Source organism: Streptomyces spiramenti, assembly GCF_012034385.1.
Taxonomy (GTDB): Bacteria; Actinomycetota; Actinomycetes; order Streptomycetales; family Streptomycetaceae; genus Streptomyces; species Streptomyces spiramenti.
On record NZ_JAAVJB010000124.1, the window covers coordinates 1 to 14,855 of the forward strand.

13 protein-coding genes are annotated in these 14,855 nt (G+C 72.7%); 7 read left to right on the top strand and 6 right to left on the bottom strand.

The features are described 5' to 3' along the window. Nucleotides 1–25 precede the first annotated feature (25 nt). From HCJ92_RS15165 to HCJ92_RS15180, 4 genes are all read left to right on the top strand, one after another. On the top strand, nt 26–829 hold the full coding sequence (locus tag HCJ92_RS15165; protein WP_167934124.1) for an SDR family NAD(P)-dependent oxidoreductase: 804 nt from the start codon (nt 26–28) through the stop codon (nt 827–829). Next, on the top strand, nt 826–1,665 hold the full coding sequence (locus HCJ92_RS15170; protein WP_167934125.1) for an enoyl-CoA hydratase-related protein: 840 nt from the start codon (nt 826–828) through the stop codon (nt 1,663–1,665). The genes HCJ92_RS15165 and HCJ92_RS15170 overlap by 4 nt, the downstream gene beginning before the upstream one ends. Continuing rightward, nucleotides 1,662–2,672, top strand: a complete 1,011-nt coding sequence (locus HCJ92_RS15175; protein WP_167934126.1) for an amidohydrolase family protein — start codon at nt 1,662–1,664, stop codon at nt 2,670–2,672. Before HCJ92_RS15170 ends, HCJ92_RS15175 begins: the two co-directional genes overlap by 4 nt. 137 nt (nt 2,673–2,809) lie before the next feature. Continuing rightward, nucleotides 2,810–3,688, top strand: a complete 879-nt coding sequence (locus HCJ92_RS15180) for an alpha/beta fold hydrolase (protein WP_167934127.1) — start codon at nt 2,810–2,812, stop codon at nt 3,686–3,688. Between the two features lie 132 nt (nt 3,689–3,820). Here HCJ92_RS15180 and HCJ92_RS15185 read toward each other — a convergent pair whose 3' ends face one another. Both HCJ92_RS15185 and HCJ92_RS15190 read right to left on the bottom strand, forming a co-directional pair. Next, a complete protein-coding gene (locus HCJ92_RS15185; protein ID WP_209311153.1) occupies nt 3,821–5,614 on the bottom strand; it encodes a CoA-transferase in 1,794 nt (597 codons plus the stop codon). Beyond that, a complete protein-coding gene (locus tag HCJ92_RS15190) occupies nt 5,611–6,900 on the bottom strand; it encodes a beta-ketoacyl-[acyl-carrier-protein] synthase family protein (RefSeq protein ID WP_167934128.1) in 1,290 nt (429 codons plus the stop codon). Before HCJ92_RS15190 ends, HCJ92_RS15185 begins: the two co-directional genes overlap by 4 nt. A gap of 245 nt (nt 6,901–7,145) precedes the next feature. Between HCJ92_RS15190 and HCJ92_RS15195 the strand changes: the two genes are divergently transcribed. From HCJ92_RS15195 to HCJ92_RS15205, 3 genes are all read left to right on the top strand, one after another. Beyond that, nucleotides 7,146–7,910 carry a crotonase/enoyl-CoA hydratase family protein gene (locus HCJ92_RS15195; protein ID WP_167934129.1) on the top strand — a complete coding sequence of 255 codons (765 nt, stop codon included), beginning with the start codon at nt 7,146–7,148 and terminating at the stop codon, nt 7,908–7,910. Between the two features lie 110 nt (nt 7,911–8,020). Next, entirely contained in the window at nt 8,021–8,959 is a 939-nt protein-coding gene (locus tag HCJ92_RS15200; protein ID WP_167934130.1) for an ABC transporter ATP-binding protein, read from the top strand. Further along, nucleotides 8,956–9,753 carry an ABC transporter permease subunit gene (locus tag HCJ92_RS15205; RefSeq protein WP_167934131.1) on the top strand — a complete coding sequence of 266 codons (798 nt, stop codon included), beginning with the start codon at nt 8,956–8,958 and terminating at the stop codon, nt 9,751–9,753. The genes HCJ92_RS15200 and HCJ92_RS15205 overlap by 4 nt, the downstream gene beginning before the upstream one ends. Before the next feature lie 249 nt (nt 9,754–10,002). Here HCJ92_RS15205 and HCJ92_RS25625 read toward each other — a convergent pair whose 3' ends face one another. The 4 genes from HCJ92_RS25625 to HCJ92_RS15225 all read right to left on the bottom strand — a co-directional run bounded on the left by HCJ92_RS25625 (nt 10,003) and on the right by HCJ92_RS15225 (nt 14,062). Continuing rightward, nucleotides 10,003–10,665 (bottom strand): response regulator, encoded by a 663-nt coding sequence (locus HCJ92_RS25625; RefSeq protein WP_338054194.1) that lies wholly within the window; start codon nt 10,663–10,665, stop codon nt 10,003–10,005. Between the two features lie 890 nt (nt 10,666–11,555). After that, nucleotides 11,556–11,948: a tail fiber domain-containing protein gene (locus HCJ92_RS15215; protein WP_167934133.1), complete on the bottom strand. Its 393-nt coding sequence runs from the start codon at nt 11,946–11,948 to the stop codon at nt 11,556–11,558. 41 nt (nt 11,949–11,989) lie between these two features. After that, nucleotides 11,990–12,307 (bottom strand): hypothetical protein, encoded by a 318-nt coding sequence (locus HCJ92_RS15220; RefSeq protein ID WP_167934134.1) that lies wholly within the window; start codon nt 12,305–12,307, stop codon nt 11,990–11,992. 555 nt (nt 12,308–12,862) lie between these two features. Next, the gene (locus tag HCJ92_RS15225) at nt 12,863–14,062 is read right to left on the bottom strand and encodes a SpoIIE family protein phosphatase (RefSeq protein ID WP_420824717.1); all 1,200 of its coding nucleotides are present in this window, start codon (nt 14,060–14,062) and stop codon (nt 12,863–12,865) included. Nucleotides 14,063–14,855 lie beyond the last annotated feature (793 nt).

Genomic DNA, 14,855 nt, shown 5'->3' on the forward strand with positions numbered 1-14,855 from the left:
CCCCCAGACTCCGGACAGGAAAGCCATGACAGCTCAGTTGAAGGACCGGACGGCCCTGGTCGCGGGCGCGTCCTCGGGCGTCGGCGCCGCCATCGCCCTGGAACTCGCCCGCCTCGGCGCCGGGGTGGCGCTCGTCGCCCGCCGGCCCGCCGAACTCGACGCGGCCCGCGCCCGGGTCGCCGCGGAGGGTGTCCCCTCCGCCGCCGTCGTCGCCGACCTCGCGCAGGAGGGCGGCGCGGAACTCGCGCACGCGGAGGCCGAGCGGACGCTCGGCCCCGTCGACATCCTCGTCAACTGCGCGGCGGCGGTGCAGACGGCGCCGGTGCACGAGGTCCGGCCCAAGCACTGGGACCTCCAGATGCAGCTCAACGTCACGGTGCCCTTCCACCTGACGCGCCTCAGCCTGCCGGGCATGCGGGAGCGCGGCTGGGGCCGGGTCGTCAACATCAGCTCCGCCGTCTCCCTGGAGCGCATCGCCGGCACCGCGCCCTACGCCGTCACCAAACAGGCGCTCAACACCCTCACCGAACTGACCGACCTGGAGAACCGCGGCCACGGCGTGCGCGCGCTGGCGCTCTGCCTGGGCTGGGTCGGTTCCCGACTCTCCCCGGACCTCTCCGAGTACGGGGTGACCCCGGACGACCTGCTCACCGCCGAGCACGTCGCGACCACCGTCGGCCAACTCGTCACGATGGACCCGCGGATCAGCCTCGGACCCGTCCTGCGCATGGAACCGACCAGCCCCCGCGCGGGAACGCGCGCCTCGGTCGAGCGCCACGTGCGCTCCACCGCCACCCGCTCGAACCGACCGACGGAGGTATCCCCGTGACCGCCCCCCAGCACTCCCGCACCACAGGGGAAGAGCCGCCGGCCGAGCGCCGGTTCGTGACCACCCGCCACGCCGAGGGCGTCACGACCGTCGTCCTCGACCGCCCCGACCACCGCAACAGCCTCAACTACGAGCTGGCGGCCGAGCTGCTGGACGCGGTGATCGGCGCGGTCACCGACACCGCGACCCGGGTGGTCGTGCTCACCGGCGCCGGCACGGCGTTCTGCGCTGGCGACGACATCGAGGCCGTCCAGCAGGCCCGCGACGGCATGCGCGACGGCGCCCCCGCCTCCCGGCTGACCCGCGACTACCTCTACCTGCGGATCTGCGAGGCCCTGATCACCGCCCGCAAGCCGGTCGTCGCCGGCCTCAACGGCGCGACGGTCGGCGCCGGCACCGAGATGGCGTGCGCCGCCGACTACCGGCTCGCCTCCGACAAGGTCCGCATCGGCAGCGGCCTGGTGCAGGTCGGCTACCCGGGCAACGCGGCGCTGCTGCCCCGCGTCGTCGGACCCGCCCGCGCCACCGAACTCTTCGTCACCGGCCGGCTCGCCGACGCCCACGAGGCCGAACGGATCGGCCTCGTCGACCGGGTGGTGCCGCACGACACCTTCCACAAGGAGCTCGACACCCTGGCCGCCGCCCTGGCCGCCGCCCCCACCAAGGCCATCGGCCACTTCAAGGAGCTGCGGGAGCGCTGCTGGGGCCAGCCCGCGGAGTACGCGCTGCGACTCCAGAACGAGTTCCACCACCGCAGCCACGCCGAGATCGAGGACGGCCACGAGGGGCTGGACGCCTTCCTGAACAAGCGCCGCCCGCGGTTCACCGGCCGATGAGCACCGCCACCCGCAAGACGCCGTCACCGGGGACCGCGGCCGACCCCCGCTCCGGCGGCGGCGTCGTCGACATGTGCTCGATGCCCGCCGAACCCGAGGTCTGCCGCGCCTACATGCGGCGGCTGGCGCTCGAAGCCCCCGCCTACCTGCGGATCTTCGCGCGCGGCTGGTGCCGCACCTACGGCGCCGACCCCGACGCCTACCGGCAGGCGCTCCGGGAGGACCGGTTGCTCGACGCGGTGGACGTCCTGGTCGACGGCATGGGGGACGAGTTCGAACTCGACGCCTACCTGGCCGAGCTCGACGAGAACGGCATCGGCCACCAGGTGGTGCACGGCGTGCCCGCGCCTTTCGGCACCGGCAGCGACGTCAACGACCTGCTGGCGGGGCTCGCCGCGCGCGCCCCCCACCGGTTGCAGGCGTGGCTGGGACTCTCGCTGCGGAACCCCGACGAGGCGCTCCGGGAGGTCCGCTCCTGCCCCGACCGCGGGCTGCGCGGCATCACGGTCAACCCGTTCCTCGACGACGTCGACCCGGCGGACCCGCGGTACGCCCCGGTCTTCGCCGCCGCCGAGGAGCGCTCGCTGCCGGTGTGGCTGCACACCGGACAGCACTTCGCCTCCGACCGGCCGCTCGACAGGTGCTCCTGGTGGCACGTGGACCGCATCGCCGTGCGCCACCCGGAGCTGGACATCGTGGTGGGGCACGCGGGGTGGCCGTGGCTGCGCGAACTGACCGCCGTGGCCCAGCGGCACCGCCGGGTCCACCTGGAGATCTCCTCCCACCGCCCCCGGCACTTCACGGAGCCGGGCAGCGGGTGGGAGCCGCTGATGTCCGCCGGGCGCACCACCATCCGCCGCAAGGTCATGTTCGGTTCCTCGGCGGCCGTCCACGACGTGCCCATCAGCCGACTGGTGGACGAGGTCCGCCGACTCGGCCTGGGTGAGGACGTCGAGGCGGCCTGGCTCTCCGGCAACGCCCGCCGCCTGCTCGCCCTGGAGCCCTGACGGCCGGTCTGTCCCGGGCACGCTCCGACTGCCTACAGTTACCCGCAGCACCCGCCGGCTCCGGCCCGGACGCGCCACCCCGAGCGGTGTCCGGAACGGCACCGGCGGCACCCCCACACCGACCGAAGAGGGAGACCATGCCCGACCCCGTCCCCGCCGCCAGCAGCGCGTGGGTCACCGTCCAGGGAATCCGGACGCACTACCTGCGCGCCGGCGCCGGATCGCAGACCGTCCTGCTCCTCCACGGAGGCGGCATCGACCGGGCCGACTTCACCTGGCGCGACGCCGTCGGCCCGCTCGCCGAACGCTTCCACGTCCTCGTGCCGGACCTCCCCGGGTACGGCGAGACCGACAAGCCGGACATCGACTACACCATCGACTTCTACGGCGACTTCGTCCGCGACTTCATGGCCGAGCTCGACGTGCCGCGCGCCCACCTCGTCGGCCTCTCCATGGGCGGCGGCATCGCGCTCAACATGGCGCTGCGCCACGCGGAACTGGTCGACCGACTGGTCCCGGTCAACAGCTACGGGCTGACCCACGAGATCAAGAGCCCGCTGCTGACCTGGGTGTTCACCCGGGTGCCCCCCGCACACCGCTACCTGTACAAGCAGTCGGGCAAGAGCCGCGACAAGATCCGCAGCCACTTCGCCGGCGCGGTCCCCGGGATGACCGAGGACATGGTGGAGGAGATGTACGCCATGTACCAGGCGCCCGAGGCAGGGAAGGCGTTCCGCAGCCTCAACCGGAGCGACGTCACCCCGCGCGGGCTGCGCACCGACTACTCGCGCCGGGTGGACGAGATCAAGGCCCCCACGCTCTTCGCCCACGGCGCGCAGGACCCCGTCGTCCCGCTCGACCAGGGTGAGCGCGCCGCCGCCCGGATGGAGAACGCGCAGGCGTACGGCATCCCCGGCGCGGGCCACTTCGCGCCGCGGGAGCAGCCGGAGGCGTTCAACGACCTGGTCACCCGGTTCCTCCTCGGCGAGCAGCGGCCCGCCGGCGCCGGTTCCTGAACACGCCCCCCGACACGACGGACGGGGTGGCACCGGTCCTCCGGTGCCACCCCGTCCGTCGTTCCGCGTCGCGGACGCGTCGTTCGTGCGAGACGGCGGCGGCCGTCCCGCCGCCGTCCCGCACGCCGCCCGTCAGCGGAAGTGGCCGTCCGGGTCCAGCTCCCGCAGCAGCGCCAACTCGTGCGCAGTCACCGGCACCTCGTCGTCGGTCCGCGACGCCTCGGCCTGCCAGGCGGTCAGCGCCGCCACGGCCTCGGCGGGCGTGCCGGGCGCGTCGTCCCCGACCGGGGGCAGCCACGTCGTCAGCCGGAAGTCCTCCGCGCCGCTCTCCCGGCGGAACCGGCCGAACTGGCAGACGACGTCGTGCACCCGGTCGCCGGGGCTGGTCACGTACGCGACCTTCTCGACCAGCCGCCGGGGTCGCGCCTCGCAGACCACCAGGCAGTCCACGCTGGAGGCGATGTCGTTGGCGCCGCCCGAGCCGGTCAGCCACCGCCCGTTGGAGAGCAGGCTGCTGTTGATCGCGCCCTGCTGGTCGATCTCGCCCGCGGCGAGCACACCGAGGCAGCGCCGCGAGTTGCCGGCGACCATCCCGCCCAGCACCTCCACGATCCCCGACAGCCCCTGCGAGGCCCCGCCGTGCAGCTGGCTGAAGAGGAAGACGTCACCGGAGTCCGGCTTGGTGCCGTAGAAGCCCAGCTCGGCGCAGACCTGCACCTCGGTGCCGCGTTCGGCGAGCAGCCGAGCGGCCAGCCAGGCGGCGATGTGGGACGAGCCGATGCCGGCGAGCAGCGTGTCGTAACCGCCGCTCTCCACCCGGTCCACGATCGCCCGCGCGCCCAGCACGATCATCCGCTGCTGGTCGCCGGCGGCGTCGGGGTCGGCCGCCGTCGGGTCGTTCGTCCCACCCGCCGGCTCCACCCGGGGGGAGGGGAGGTCGAGGGCAGCGCTCCCGCCCGGCCAGGGGGCGGACGGCCACTCCCGGTCGTCGAGGTGCCGCAGGTAGCCCTCGTGCGAGCCGACCCCGGACACCCACTCGCGGTACCAGTCCTCGGCCCCCTCGGGGGTGGCGCACCGCTCGTTGATCTCCTCGATGAAGGCGTAGTCGTCGCGGTACCCCGGGAGGCCCGCCACGCCGTCGGCCCGCAGCGACTGCGGATGGGCACCCAGCCGCGCCTCGCAGAGCCCCACCACCCGCTGGCCGGGGATCAGCACCCGGTCCGGGCACGCGTCGATGACCTCGTCCGGCACGATGCGCTCGACGGAGGCCAGCACACCGCCCTTCGCCGCGTACGCGGCCCAGGCGCCCTCCCCGACGGGGGCCAGCAGCACGACGTTGCCGCGCCGGTCGGCCACCGCGCCGTGGACCAGCGTCAGGTCGGGGTTCATCGCCCGGACCAGGGAGCCGGGACGCTGCGCGTCCGGGTCCTCCGGTTGCACCGGCAGCGGCGCCAGCAGGCCCTCCTTGCCGTCGGCCAGGTCGGTGCCGCTGAGCGACCCCGTGACCGCCCAGGGCAGCCCCTGGGCGCCGGCGATGAGCCGCTGCGTGTAGCTCAGCAGGCTCCAGGTCTCCAGCTCGAAGGGCCGGCCCTGGGCCAGTTCCTTGTAGAGCCGGTTGGGACGGGGCGAGGGGTAGGTGTCGCCGAGGAAGCAGGCGATCATCTTCCGCACCGCGCCCGACAGGGCCAGCGCGTGCGCGCTGGAGTGCACGGCGGTGGTGCTGACGGTGAGCGAACGCGTGCCCGCGAACTGCCGCGCCAGGGCGTAGATCAGCGCGTTCGGACGGGAGAGCGTCGCCGCGGCGTGCACGTGCATGCCGGGACGCACGTGGGCGGCGACCATGGCGTCCACGTCCGGGTGGACCACCGGCCCGCGGCGGTCGGCCCCGGTGGCGAGGTCGGCGGGGCGCTCCGGTGCGACGGTCATGTGACGGCTCCCAGCGACACGACGGAGGTGTGCGCGCCGAAGGCGAACGACAGCGAGGTCGCGTAGTCCAACTCGGCCTCCCGGCCCACGAGCCCCACGTGGTCGTGGTCGCACTCCGGGTCCGGGTCGTGGTAGTTGAGGGTCGGCGCCAGCTTCTGGTGGTGCAGCATCAGCGAGGTGGCGGCGACGTTCACCGCGCCGGAGACGCCCATGCAATGCCCGTAGACCGGCTTGTTGGAGCTGATCGGCGGCAGGTCCGCGGCGGCGCGCTCGGGGTACAGCGCCTTGAGCGCACGGCTCTCCGCGAGGTCGTTGTACCCGGTGGCGGTGCCGTGGCCGCAGACGTAGTCGATGTCGTCGGGGGTGTGCCCGGACGCCGCGGTCAGCTCGCGGAACAGCCGTGCCGTCTTCTGGCCGGTCAGGTCCATCGTCGTCGGGTGGTCCGCCTCGTTGTGCGAACGGCCCGCGATCAGCTGGGCATAGGGGCGGGCGCCGCGCCGCTCGGCGGAGGAGGCGCGCTCCAGGACCAGGACGACCGAGCCCTCGCCGAACGCGAAGCCGTCGCGGTCGCGGCTGTACGGCTTCATCGCCGTCGCCGGGTCGTCCTGCTGCGAGGTGAGGACCCCGTTGCCGAGGGAGAGGTACAGCCGGGCGACGGAGCGCACGATCGGGAAGTCGTGGCCGCTCACCATCACGATGTCGGCGCCGCCGGCCCGCAGGTGGTCCATGGCCAGACCGATGGCCTGGTGGACCCCGACGCACGCGTTGCCGACCGTCGTCACCAGGCCCTGGATGTCGCTGTAGATCGCGGCCATGCTGGACGGACCGCCCGGCAGGCTCCGCAGCAGCGCGGTCTTGTCCTCGAACGCCTCGCCGTCGCCCTGGAGCGCGGACTCCCACCAACCGGTGGGCCCGCGGGAGGAGGAGGAGATGAGGGCGACCCGCCGCGGGTCGACCTGGTCACGTCGCAGCCCGGCGTCCTCGTGCGCCTGCTCGACGGCGGACATCGTGACGAGGATGTCCCGGGTGTACTTCGCCGCGTACTTGTCCTCCAGGTCGGGGAGGTGCTTGCGGTGGTCGAAGTCCTTGATCTCCGCGGCCAGGTGGACCGGTAGGCCCTCCGCGCGGTAGCGGCTCAGCCGCCCGATCTGGGATTTACCGTGGTAGAGGTTCTGCCAGAATTCATTGACGTTCGAAGCACCTGCAAGAAAGGTGCCTATTCCGGTGACGTAGACGGGCTCGGCCGTCGTGTCCGCGCCTCCGCCCCCGCCTTTTATATCTGCCATGCGAAGAAGCCTAGGGAAATCCCGGCGGGCCGGAAGCCGCTACCCGTACCAAGCCCGACCGGGGGGTGGTACCGGAAGTACGCCGCCTTCGCGCCGGAGTATTCGGGTACCTCCGGGCGTGCAACTGAGTACCAAACGTACCTACCTGTTCCGGCACCGCGCGCTACGATCGCACCGCACGGCGGAAGAGTAATGCCGTTCCGTTGTCTCCGCGTCCGTCCCCCACAATGGAGAGTGTTCTCGTCATGCCCGAAGGACTGAGGACGCGACGCGAGGGCGCCGTCCTGGTGATCACCTTCGACCGGCCGAGCCGGCGGAACGCCGTCGACCAGGACACCGCCGACCGACTCGCGGCGGCCATGACGGAGCTGGACGCGGACCCCTCACTCCGCGCGGGCGTCCTCACCGGGTCCGGCGGCTGGTTCTCCGCCGGCATGGACCTCAGGGAGCTCAGCGCCGGTGGCCGCTCCCGCGTCCCCGGACGCGGCTTCGCCGGCATCACCGAACAACCGCCCGCCACGCCGCTGGTGGCGGCGGTGGAGGGCGGCGCCTGGGGCGGCGGCTGGGAGATCGTCATGGCCTGCGACCTCGTGGTCGCGGCCGACGACGCCCGGTTCGCCCTCCCCGAGGCCCGGCGCGGACTACTGCCGGGCGCGGGCGGACTGTTCCGCCTGACGGAACGTCTGCCGCGTGCCGTGGCCCTGGAGATCCTCCTCACCGGCGGCACGCTGACCGCCGAGCGGGCGGAGCGGTTCGGCATGGTCAACCGCCTGTGCGCGCCGGGCGAGGCGGAAGCGACCGCACTGGCCCTCGCCGGTGAGATCGCGCGCTGCGCGCCGCTCGCCGTGCGGGCGAGCAAGAAGATCGCCACGGAGGCTCCCGGCTGGCCCGCGGACGAGCGGTTCGAAAGGCAGCAGCCACTGGTCGCGGAGGTCAAACGCTCCGCCGACGCGCAGGAAGGCGTGTCCGCGTTCCTGGAACGCAGGGAACCGCGGTGGACCGGTCGCTGACGGAGCGGCCCCGCGTCGCCGTGCACACGTAGGACGAGAGACCGGCCATTCCTCCCGGGGAGCCAATCCTGGCCGTCCCCGGGCGGCCGGTCCGAAGAATGGGGAGGAAGATGGCGTCTTCGGTCATCGAGTGCACCGCACTCACCAAGAAATTCGGGGACTTCACCGCGGTGAACTCCCTCGACCTGACGGTGCCGCAGGGCACGGTCTTCGGCTACCTGGGCCCCAACGGCGCGGGCAAGAGCACGACGATCCGCATGGTCATGGGCGTCGCCCGGCCGACCGGCGGCTCCGTGCGGCTGCTCGGCGCCGACCCGGCGGCACCGTCCGCCACCACGACGCGGGCCCGCGTCGGCTACCTGCCGGGCGAGCTGCGGCTCGACGACCGACTGACCGTCGCGCAGCAGCTGGACCACTGGGCCGCCTACCGCGGTTCGGTCGACCGCAAGCACCGCGACGCGCTCTCCGAGCGCCTGGGGCTGCGCCCGGACCGCGCGGTACGCACCCTCTCCACCGGTAACCGGCGCAAGGTCGGCCTGGTCGGGGCCTTCATGTCCCGCCCCGAACTGCTGGTCCTCGACGAGCCGACCAACGGCCTCGACCCGCTGGTGCAGCAGCAGTTCCTCGCCATGGTGGAGGAGGCCAGGGACGCCGGCGCGACCGTGCTGCTCTCCTCCCACATCCTCTCCGAGGTGGAGCGCGTCGCCGAGCGCATCGCGGTGCTGCGCGGCGGCGAGCTGGTCCTCCAGGGGACCGTCGCCGAGATCCAGTCCCGCGCCCGGCAGCAGCTCACCGCGACCTTCCCCGGCCCGCCGCCGGTGGAAGAGCTGCGGGCGCTCCCCGAGGCGCAGGACGTCACCGTCGACGAGACCGGTGTCCGGCTGACCCTCAGCGGCCCCGCCCACCCGGTTCTGGAGGTGCTGGCACGGCACCGCGCGGAGTCGGTGGTCGCCCCGAAACGGGAGATCGAGGACATCTTCCTCACTCTCTACGGCGACAACGCCGGCGGTACCCAGCACGACGCGCAGGTGGAAGGGGAGCAGGCATGAGCGCCACGACCGAGGTGCTGAGCCACGCCGGGCGGCGGCTGCGGAAGTCCGTGCTGATCTGGGGCGGGGTGCTGGCCCTGCTGGTGCTCACCATCGTCTCCACCTGGCCGGGGTTCCGCGACGCGGAGACCTCCTTCACCGACGACCTGCCGGAGTCCATGCTGACGGCGTTCGGCATCGCCGACCTCAGCGACCCGGCCGGCTTCCTCGACTCCAACCTTTTCTCGCTGGTCCTGCCGCTGCTGCTCATATGCGCGGCGATCGCCTGGACCAGCAACCTGACCGCGGGCGACGAGGACAGCGGGCAGCTGGAGATGGAGCTGACCCTCCCGGTCACCCGGACCCAGGTCTACCTCGGCCGGTTCGCCACGGTCGCCGCGGCGATGCTCGGCCTCGGCCTGGTGGTCCTGCTGTTCCTGTACATGTGCATGCCCGCGCTGGAGCTGGACGCCTCCTACGGGAACGTGGCCGCGGCCACGTTCAGCGTCACCCTGCTCGGCGTCCTGCACGCGGCGGTCCTGTACTGCGCGGCGGGGCTCGGCGCTGCCCGCGGCGCGGCGCTCGGCGCGACCGCCGGTGTCGCCGGGTTCGGCTACGTCGCCCAGTCGCTCTTCCCGCTGAGCGAGGCGCTGGAGTCGCTCCAGGTCCTGTCGCCCTGGCAGTGGGCGCTGGGCGACGGCCCCGCGCAGCACGGCTTCTCCCTCGGTGGTCTGGTGACCATCCTCGTGGTCACCGGAGCGCTCGTCGCGGTGGGTACGTGGGGCGTCAACCGTCGGGACATCCGGGGCGCCTGACCCCGGCGTCGCGTCGGGGCGGACCCGCACGGGCCCGGTACGGAGATCCGCAGATCTCCGTACCGGGCCCGTTCCGTGCCCGTTGCCAGGCACTGTGCGCGCGGCCCCGGTCCGGCCGTGAGGCCCGTCCGGCGCCCGCCTCCGGTGCGCGGCCGTTCCCGACCCGGCGCGCGTGAGGGGCCCCGGTCCGCAGGCGGATCGGGGCCCCTCATTTCGCAGGCTGCCGCCCCTCGGCGGCGTACGGCGGGATCAGCCGGCCATGCGCACACTCCGCTGCCGATAACGGCCGCGGGCGGTCAGTGCGGTGTCGCCGATCGCGCAGCGCAGTTCCCGTCGGTTGGTCACTCCGACTTTTCGGAACACGCGGCTGACGTGATTCTTCACCGTCTGCCGTGCCAATGTCAGTTCCTCGGCGATTTCCTCGTTGCTGAAACGGCGCAGCAGTAGGAGCAGAACCTCGGCCTCTCGCTCGGTCATGAAGTACTTCCGATGGACGTGGTCGAGAGCGTCCTTCGGTGCGGATTCTCCTTCCAGGAGAAGCACTTTCTCGCCCTGGAGCGTGCGCTCGATGGCCCGGAGGAGTTCCGGGATGGCGATTCCCTTGTGGACGAAGCTGTCCGCGCCCGACATCAGGGCGGAGACGACCTCGTTGGAGTCACGCGAGCCGGAGAAGACGATTACCTGTGGTCGCCAGGGCAGAGCCTTGAGCATCCTCAAGAGCTCGGTGCCCCGCAGGAATCCTCGGATCTCCAGATCGCAGATGATCAGGGACGGGCGCTTGCGCTCCGCGAGGACCAGTGCCTGGTCGCCCGAGGCCGCTTCGCCCAGCAATTCAATTTCAGTCCGGCTTTCAACTATGCTGCTCAGTGCCATCCGGACGCAAGGGTGGTCGTCTACGACTAGTACACCCACGCGCTAACACCCCCCGTGTGTCAACATTGGTCGCCCACATGCTACAGCGAAGCCCGTCGTGCCCGTCAACACAAGACTGCTGCGGTGGGCCGGAGTTCATGCGCTGTGTTCACGCGGTTCCGGTCTCCCGCCCCGCTTCGCGGAACAGCGGGGCCGTCTCTCCCACGAACACGCCGTGTTAACTCGCGGCGGTTCCTTGCAAACTGTGTACGTTCTGTGAGATCGCCGCGTTGGGTGACATCCGGGAGTGGGCGCTTCTGCTACCCCGGATCGACTCGTCGAAGCATTTTGATAACCGGAAGTCGGTTGCGGCATTGATGTGCCGAGGATGAGCCCCATGTCCCGTGAAACTACCCTTGCGCCGGAATTGGGTGGAACGTCTCCGGTAGGTGCCCTGCCCGCTTTGTGTCCGTCACATGCCCGCCCGGTACCCGGTGTTGGGGCCGTGCCCGCCGCCGCCGGGGCCGGCCCGCCGGGACGGTCGGTCCCGCCGCCCGGGGCCGGTCGTCCCGGAGGGGTCACCCGGCCCGGAGTTCGTGAGCGCGCTCCCATGGCGCACGTCGGGCGGTGGCCCGAGCGGGCGGGGTGTCGCGCTCCGTGACGGTCGTCGCCGCATGCTACGGCCGGGGTGGGGCACGCTCCGATTCGGACTCCGAGGTGTCGCGAGGGCCGGCACGTGCCCGGTCGGCGCCCCCTCGCGTGTCGCATGTCACACCGGTGGTCGCGCCCGTCGCGGCGAGCGCCCTGCCCGGGGCGGAGCTGCCGGAGAGGTGCGGTGCCGCCGCGCCAGGACGTGGCGGCCGGGCGAGCCCCGCTTGCTCCCTCACGCCGCGGGTGCGGTGTGCCTCAACCGGCCGGCCGGACCCCGGTGCGGCGGGAGTCGGTCGGCTTCAGCCGGAGCCGCCCCCTTCGGGATTGTCGATGTGACACGCCGGGGCGGCCACGGCGCGCAGTTCCGCGAGCTCGCCCCGGAGTTCGTTCAGTTCCCGGTGCAGCGCCTGGATCGCGACGATGGCCACCCCGTTGGCGTCGGTGCAGCAGATCGTCCGGTCGTTCTCGCCGACCCCGAACGCCTGCCACCAGTCCTGCGCCATGGGCCCGACGTGCCTCACGTGCGGAGGGTCCCAGTGGTACCGCCAGGTGCTCACCGGCAGCCGCGCGACCTGCTCCAGCACCTGGTAGCCGTTGACCGAAGCACTGCCGCACACCGCACCCGACGCGGCGCGCGACGTCAGACCGGCTGCCGCGCCCCCTTGGCGGCGGCGCCTCCTGCCCGGGGTCATGGCCCGGATCCTGGCCAGAGCCCGCCGCGGCCACCTCGTGCTCATCGTTCCCAGACCACCGCAGTGACCTCGGTCTTCAGTTCTCGGTCCGAGAAGAGCAGGCTGCCGCCGGCGCCCCGGTTGTCGGGGCGGTCCACCGGCACCTGGATCAGGCCGTTGCCCAGACCGCTGGTGTGGACCGTCTCAGCTGTCGCCCCGACGTCGGAGGTGCTGTTGACCATCGTGATGTCATGGGCGCTGTTCCCGGCCGCCACGATGTTCGTGCTCGCGGTCGCGGGGGTCCCCATGGTTCCCGTGCAGACGGCCGCTGTCGCCGACAGCACCAGCAGGCGTCGGCGGGGACGGCGTTTCCAGGGCATCGAGCATCCTTCCGGCCGGGACGCCGTGTGCGTCCGCCACGCTGCTAACGACCACGCGCGCGCAGGGGTACTGCCCGTTGCGGCGCCGCCTGCGTCGGCTCGCCACGACCCGCCGGTGGATCGAGCTCGGGCCGTGCACGCGAGGGCGCCCCCGCGTGCCGCCGTGAGCCTGTTCGGCGAAACGCGCCCACGACGCCGTGTCCGTCGACGATCTCGCCGACGAGGTCCTTCCGCTGTGCCATGTCCTCGCCGACGCCTCGGATGCCGCGGACGCGCTGCGGGTGGTCGCGGAGACCGACCTCGACCAGCTTCTGCTCGCGGTGGTCGATCGCGCACCGGTCGACGGTGAGGTCGCCTCCGAGGCGACGGCTGCGTCGGCCGCCGTCGGGCGACGCGCTCGGCGTTCCCGCCGCCCTCGCAGCCGCGCTCACCGCCGCCGCGCCGACCCGACACATCGGCCTCTCACCTCAAGAGAGAACCGGCATGGCACTGATACGGCACCGTGTGGGTGACCTCGTCGCAGACAGCCGCCGGCCGGGTGGGTGAGGGCCGGGGTCACCTCTCCCGAGCGCGAAGCTCGCTCAGGCTGTGGCGGGCTGGGGAGGCCTGACCCGTGTCCGCGCCGGAGCTGACCTGGCGCTGGCTCTCCTGGGGGCCGTGCCAGTCCAGGCACATCACCGTCGCGTCGTCCTGGAGCCGACCGCCGGCGGCGTCCCGCACCGCGCTGGTCAGCGCGAGCGCGGTCTCCCGAGGGTGCAGATGGCCGGTGGTCTCCATGAGACCGCGGATGTCGACGCCACCGGCTCGCCGTTCGAGCATGCCGTCGGTCAGCATGACCAAGCGGTCACCGGGCTGCAGATCGAGGTCCTGGACCCGGTACGGGTGGGGCGCGAGGTCCGGTATGCCGAGAGGGGGGTCCACCTCCAGGTGGATCTCCTCCGCGACGCCGGCCCGCAGACGCAGCGGCGAGGGGTGGCCGGCGTTGATCAACCGTGCCTGGCCCGTGTGCAGGCTGACGCGCAGCAGCTGACCGGTGGCGTGGGAGTCGGCGTGGTCGGCCAGGGCCCGGCTGGCCTGTTCGGCCTGCTCGACCAGGCCGGCTCCGTTGCGGCGGGCGCGGCGCAGTGCATTGACCAGGACGGTGGCGGTCAGCGCGGCTCTGGTGTTGTGGCCTTCTGTGTCGGTCACCGACAGGTGCAGGATCTCCCGGTCCAGGGCGTAGTCGAAGGTGTCGCCGGCGAGGTCCTGCGAGGGCTCCAGGCTTCCGCACACGGCGAACTGCGCCGCCTCGCACGAGAGCGCCAGCGGCAGCAGCTGGTACTGGATCTCCGCGGCCAGCCCCACGGGCCGGGAGCGTTTGCCCCAGGTGTAGAAGTCGGTGAAGCGCTGGTTGGCGATCACGATGTAGGCCAAGGCGTGGGCCGCCTCCTTGACCTCTTCGAGCGCGTCCTCGTCGAGCGCGTGCGGCAGCTCCATCTCCAGTACGCCGATGGCGTCGCCGCGGTTGGTGACCGGGGTGATCAACCGCTGCCCCCCGCCGTTCCGGTCCAGGTGGATGGGCAGTTGGGTCCTGATCACCCGCTCGTACTCGCTGCCGAACAGGTCGACCCGCTCGGCCTCCCGCCCGACCTCCACGTCGGAGACCGAGGCGAGTCGCACCACCGCCTTGCCCGTCAGGTCCACGATGTGAAAGGAGACACGAGTGGCGTCGAAACGTCGCCGCAGGCTCGCGGCAACCACATCCACGGCCTCCACCGGCGCTGCCGTCTCCGCGGCCGTCAACAGCCGGCCCAGTCGACCACCCAAGGCCCCGCTCCCTTCCCGGAGGCACCCCGGCGTCGAGGTCATCGAACGAAGGGTCACGTCACGACCCTTCGTGCCGACGGCACGCAGGGCCGGACACGGTGCCGCGCAAGCCCGTCCGTCGGGCGCCACCTCCCAGGCTCCCTCGCCGGGAAGATTCGCGCAAATGTGGCAAAACGGGTGGCCGCTGTGCGTGGGCCGCCGGCGGGGCGAAGGCCGGCGGCGGCCGGGGTGGGAGCGGGGCTCCGCCCGGCGCGGCAGGTTCGGTCCCGCGGTGACCCGCCGGGACCGCCCTCACGGCCGGCCGGGTCGGACACGTCCCCACGGATGCCCCCGCCGACGTCGGGGCCCGACGTCGGTCACGGTCACGCCGTGGCGAACACCGACGGCGACCTCGCCGTCGTCTCCGTCCCCTTTGGTTCCCTGCCGCCCACGTCCTGACGGCGGGGGTGTCACACCGGCCGGGCCCGGGTGTGTCGCCCGGGTCGACCGGTGGTGTGCGTGCCGTCGAGACGGGCGCGGCCGGCCGGAGGGTGCATGTGCCACGCCGCGCTGTGCCGCTGCCGTCCGGGTGGTCGGTGCGAGGGTCGCTGGGTGCGTGTCCGAGCGAACCGCTGCCGCGTCGGAGCGCGCCCGGCCGACCGCCGCTCCGCCGCTCGTGACGAGACGACGGCCCGGCCGCGGCGCCGAGCCGTGGGCAGGCCGCGCGGCGGGCGGTATGAGTCCCGGCGACCGACCCAGCGGC

Bases quoted from the DNA above. Each gene is read 5' to 3' on its own strand.
- HCJ92_RS15165 (WP_167934124.1), top strand. From the start codon at position 26: ATGACAGCTCAGTTGAAGGACCGGACGGCCCTGGTCGCGGGCGCGTCC.
- HCJ92_RS15175 (WP_167934126.1), top strand. From the start codon at position 1,662: ATGAGCACCGCCACCCGCAAGACGCCGTCACCGGGGACCGCGGCCGAC.
- HCJ92_RS15180 (WP_167934127.1), top strand. From the start codon at position 2,810: ATGCCCGACCCCGTCCCCGCCGCCAGCAGCGCGTGGGTCACCGTCCAG.
- HCJ92_RS15185 (WP_209311153.1), bottom strand. From the start codon at position 5,614: ATGACCGTCGCACCGGAGCGCCCCGCCGACCTCGCCACCGGGGCCGAC.
- HCJ92_RS15190 (WP_167934128.1), bottom strand. From the start codon at position 6,900: ATGGCAGATATAAAAGGCGGGGGCGGAGGCGCGGACACGACGGCCGAG.
- HCJ92_RS15195 (WP_167934129.1), top strand. From the start codon at position 7,146: ATGCCCGAAGGACTGAGGACGCGACGCGAGGGCGCCGTCCTGGTGATC.
- HCJ92_RS15200 (WP_167934130.1), top strand. From the start codon at position 8,021: ATGGCGTCTTCGGTCATCGAGTGCACCGCACTCACCAAGAAATTCGGG.
- HCJ92_RS15205 (WP_167934131.1), top strand. From the start codon at position 8,956: ATGAGCGCCACGACCGAGGTGCTGAGCCACGCCGGGCGGCGGCTGCGG.
- HCJ92_RS15215 (WP_167934133.1), bottom strand. From the start codon at position 11,948: ATGACCCCGGGCAGGAGGCGCCGCCGCCAAGGGGGCGCGGCAGCCGGT.
- HCJ92_RS15220 (WP_167934134.1), bottom strand. From the start codon at position 12,307: ATGCCCTGGAAACGCCGTCCCCGCCGACGCCTGCTGGTGCTGTCGGCG.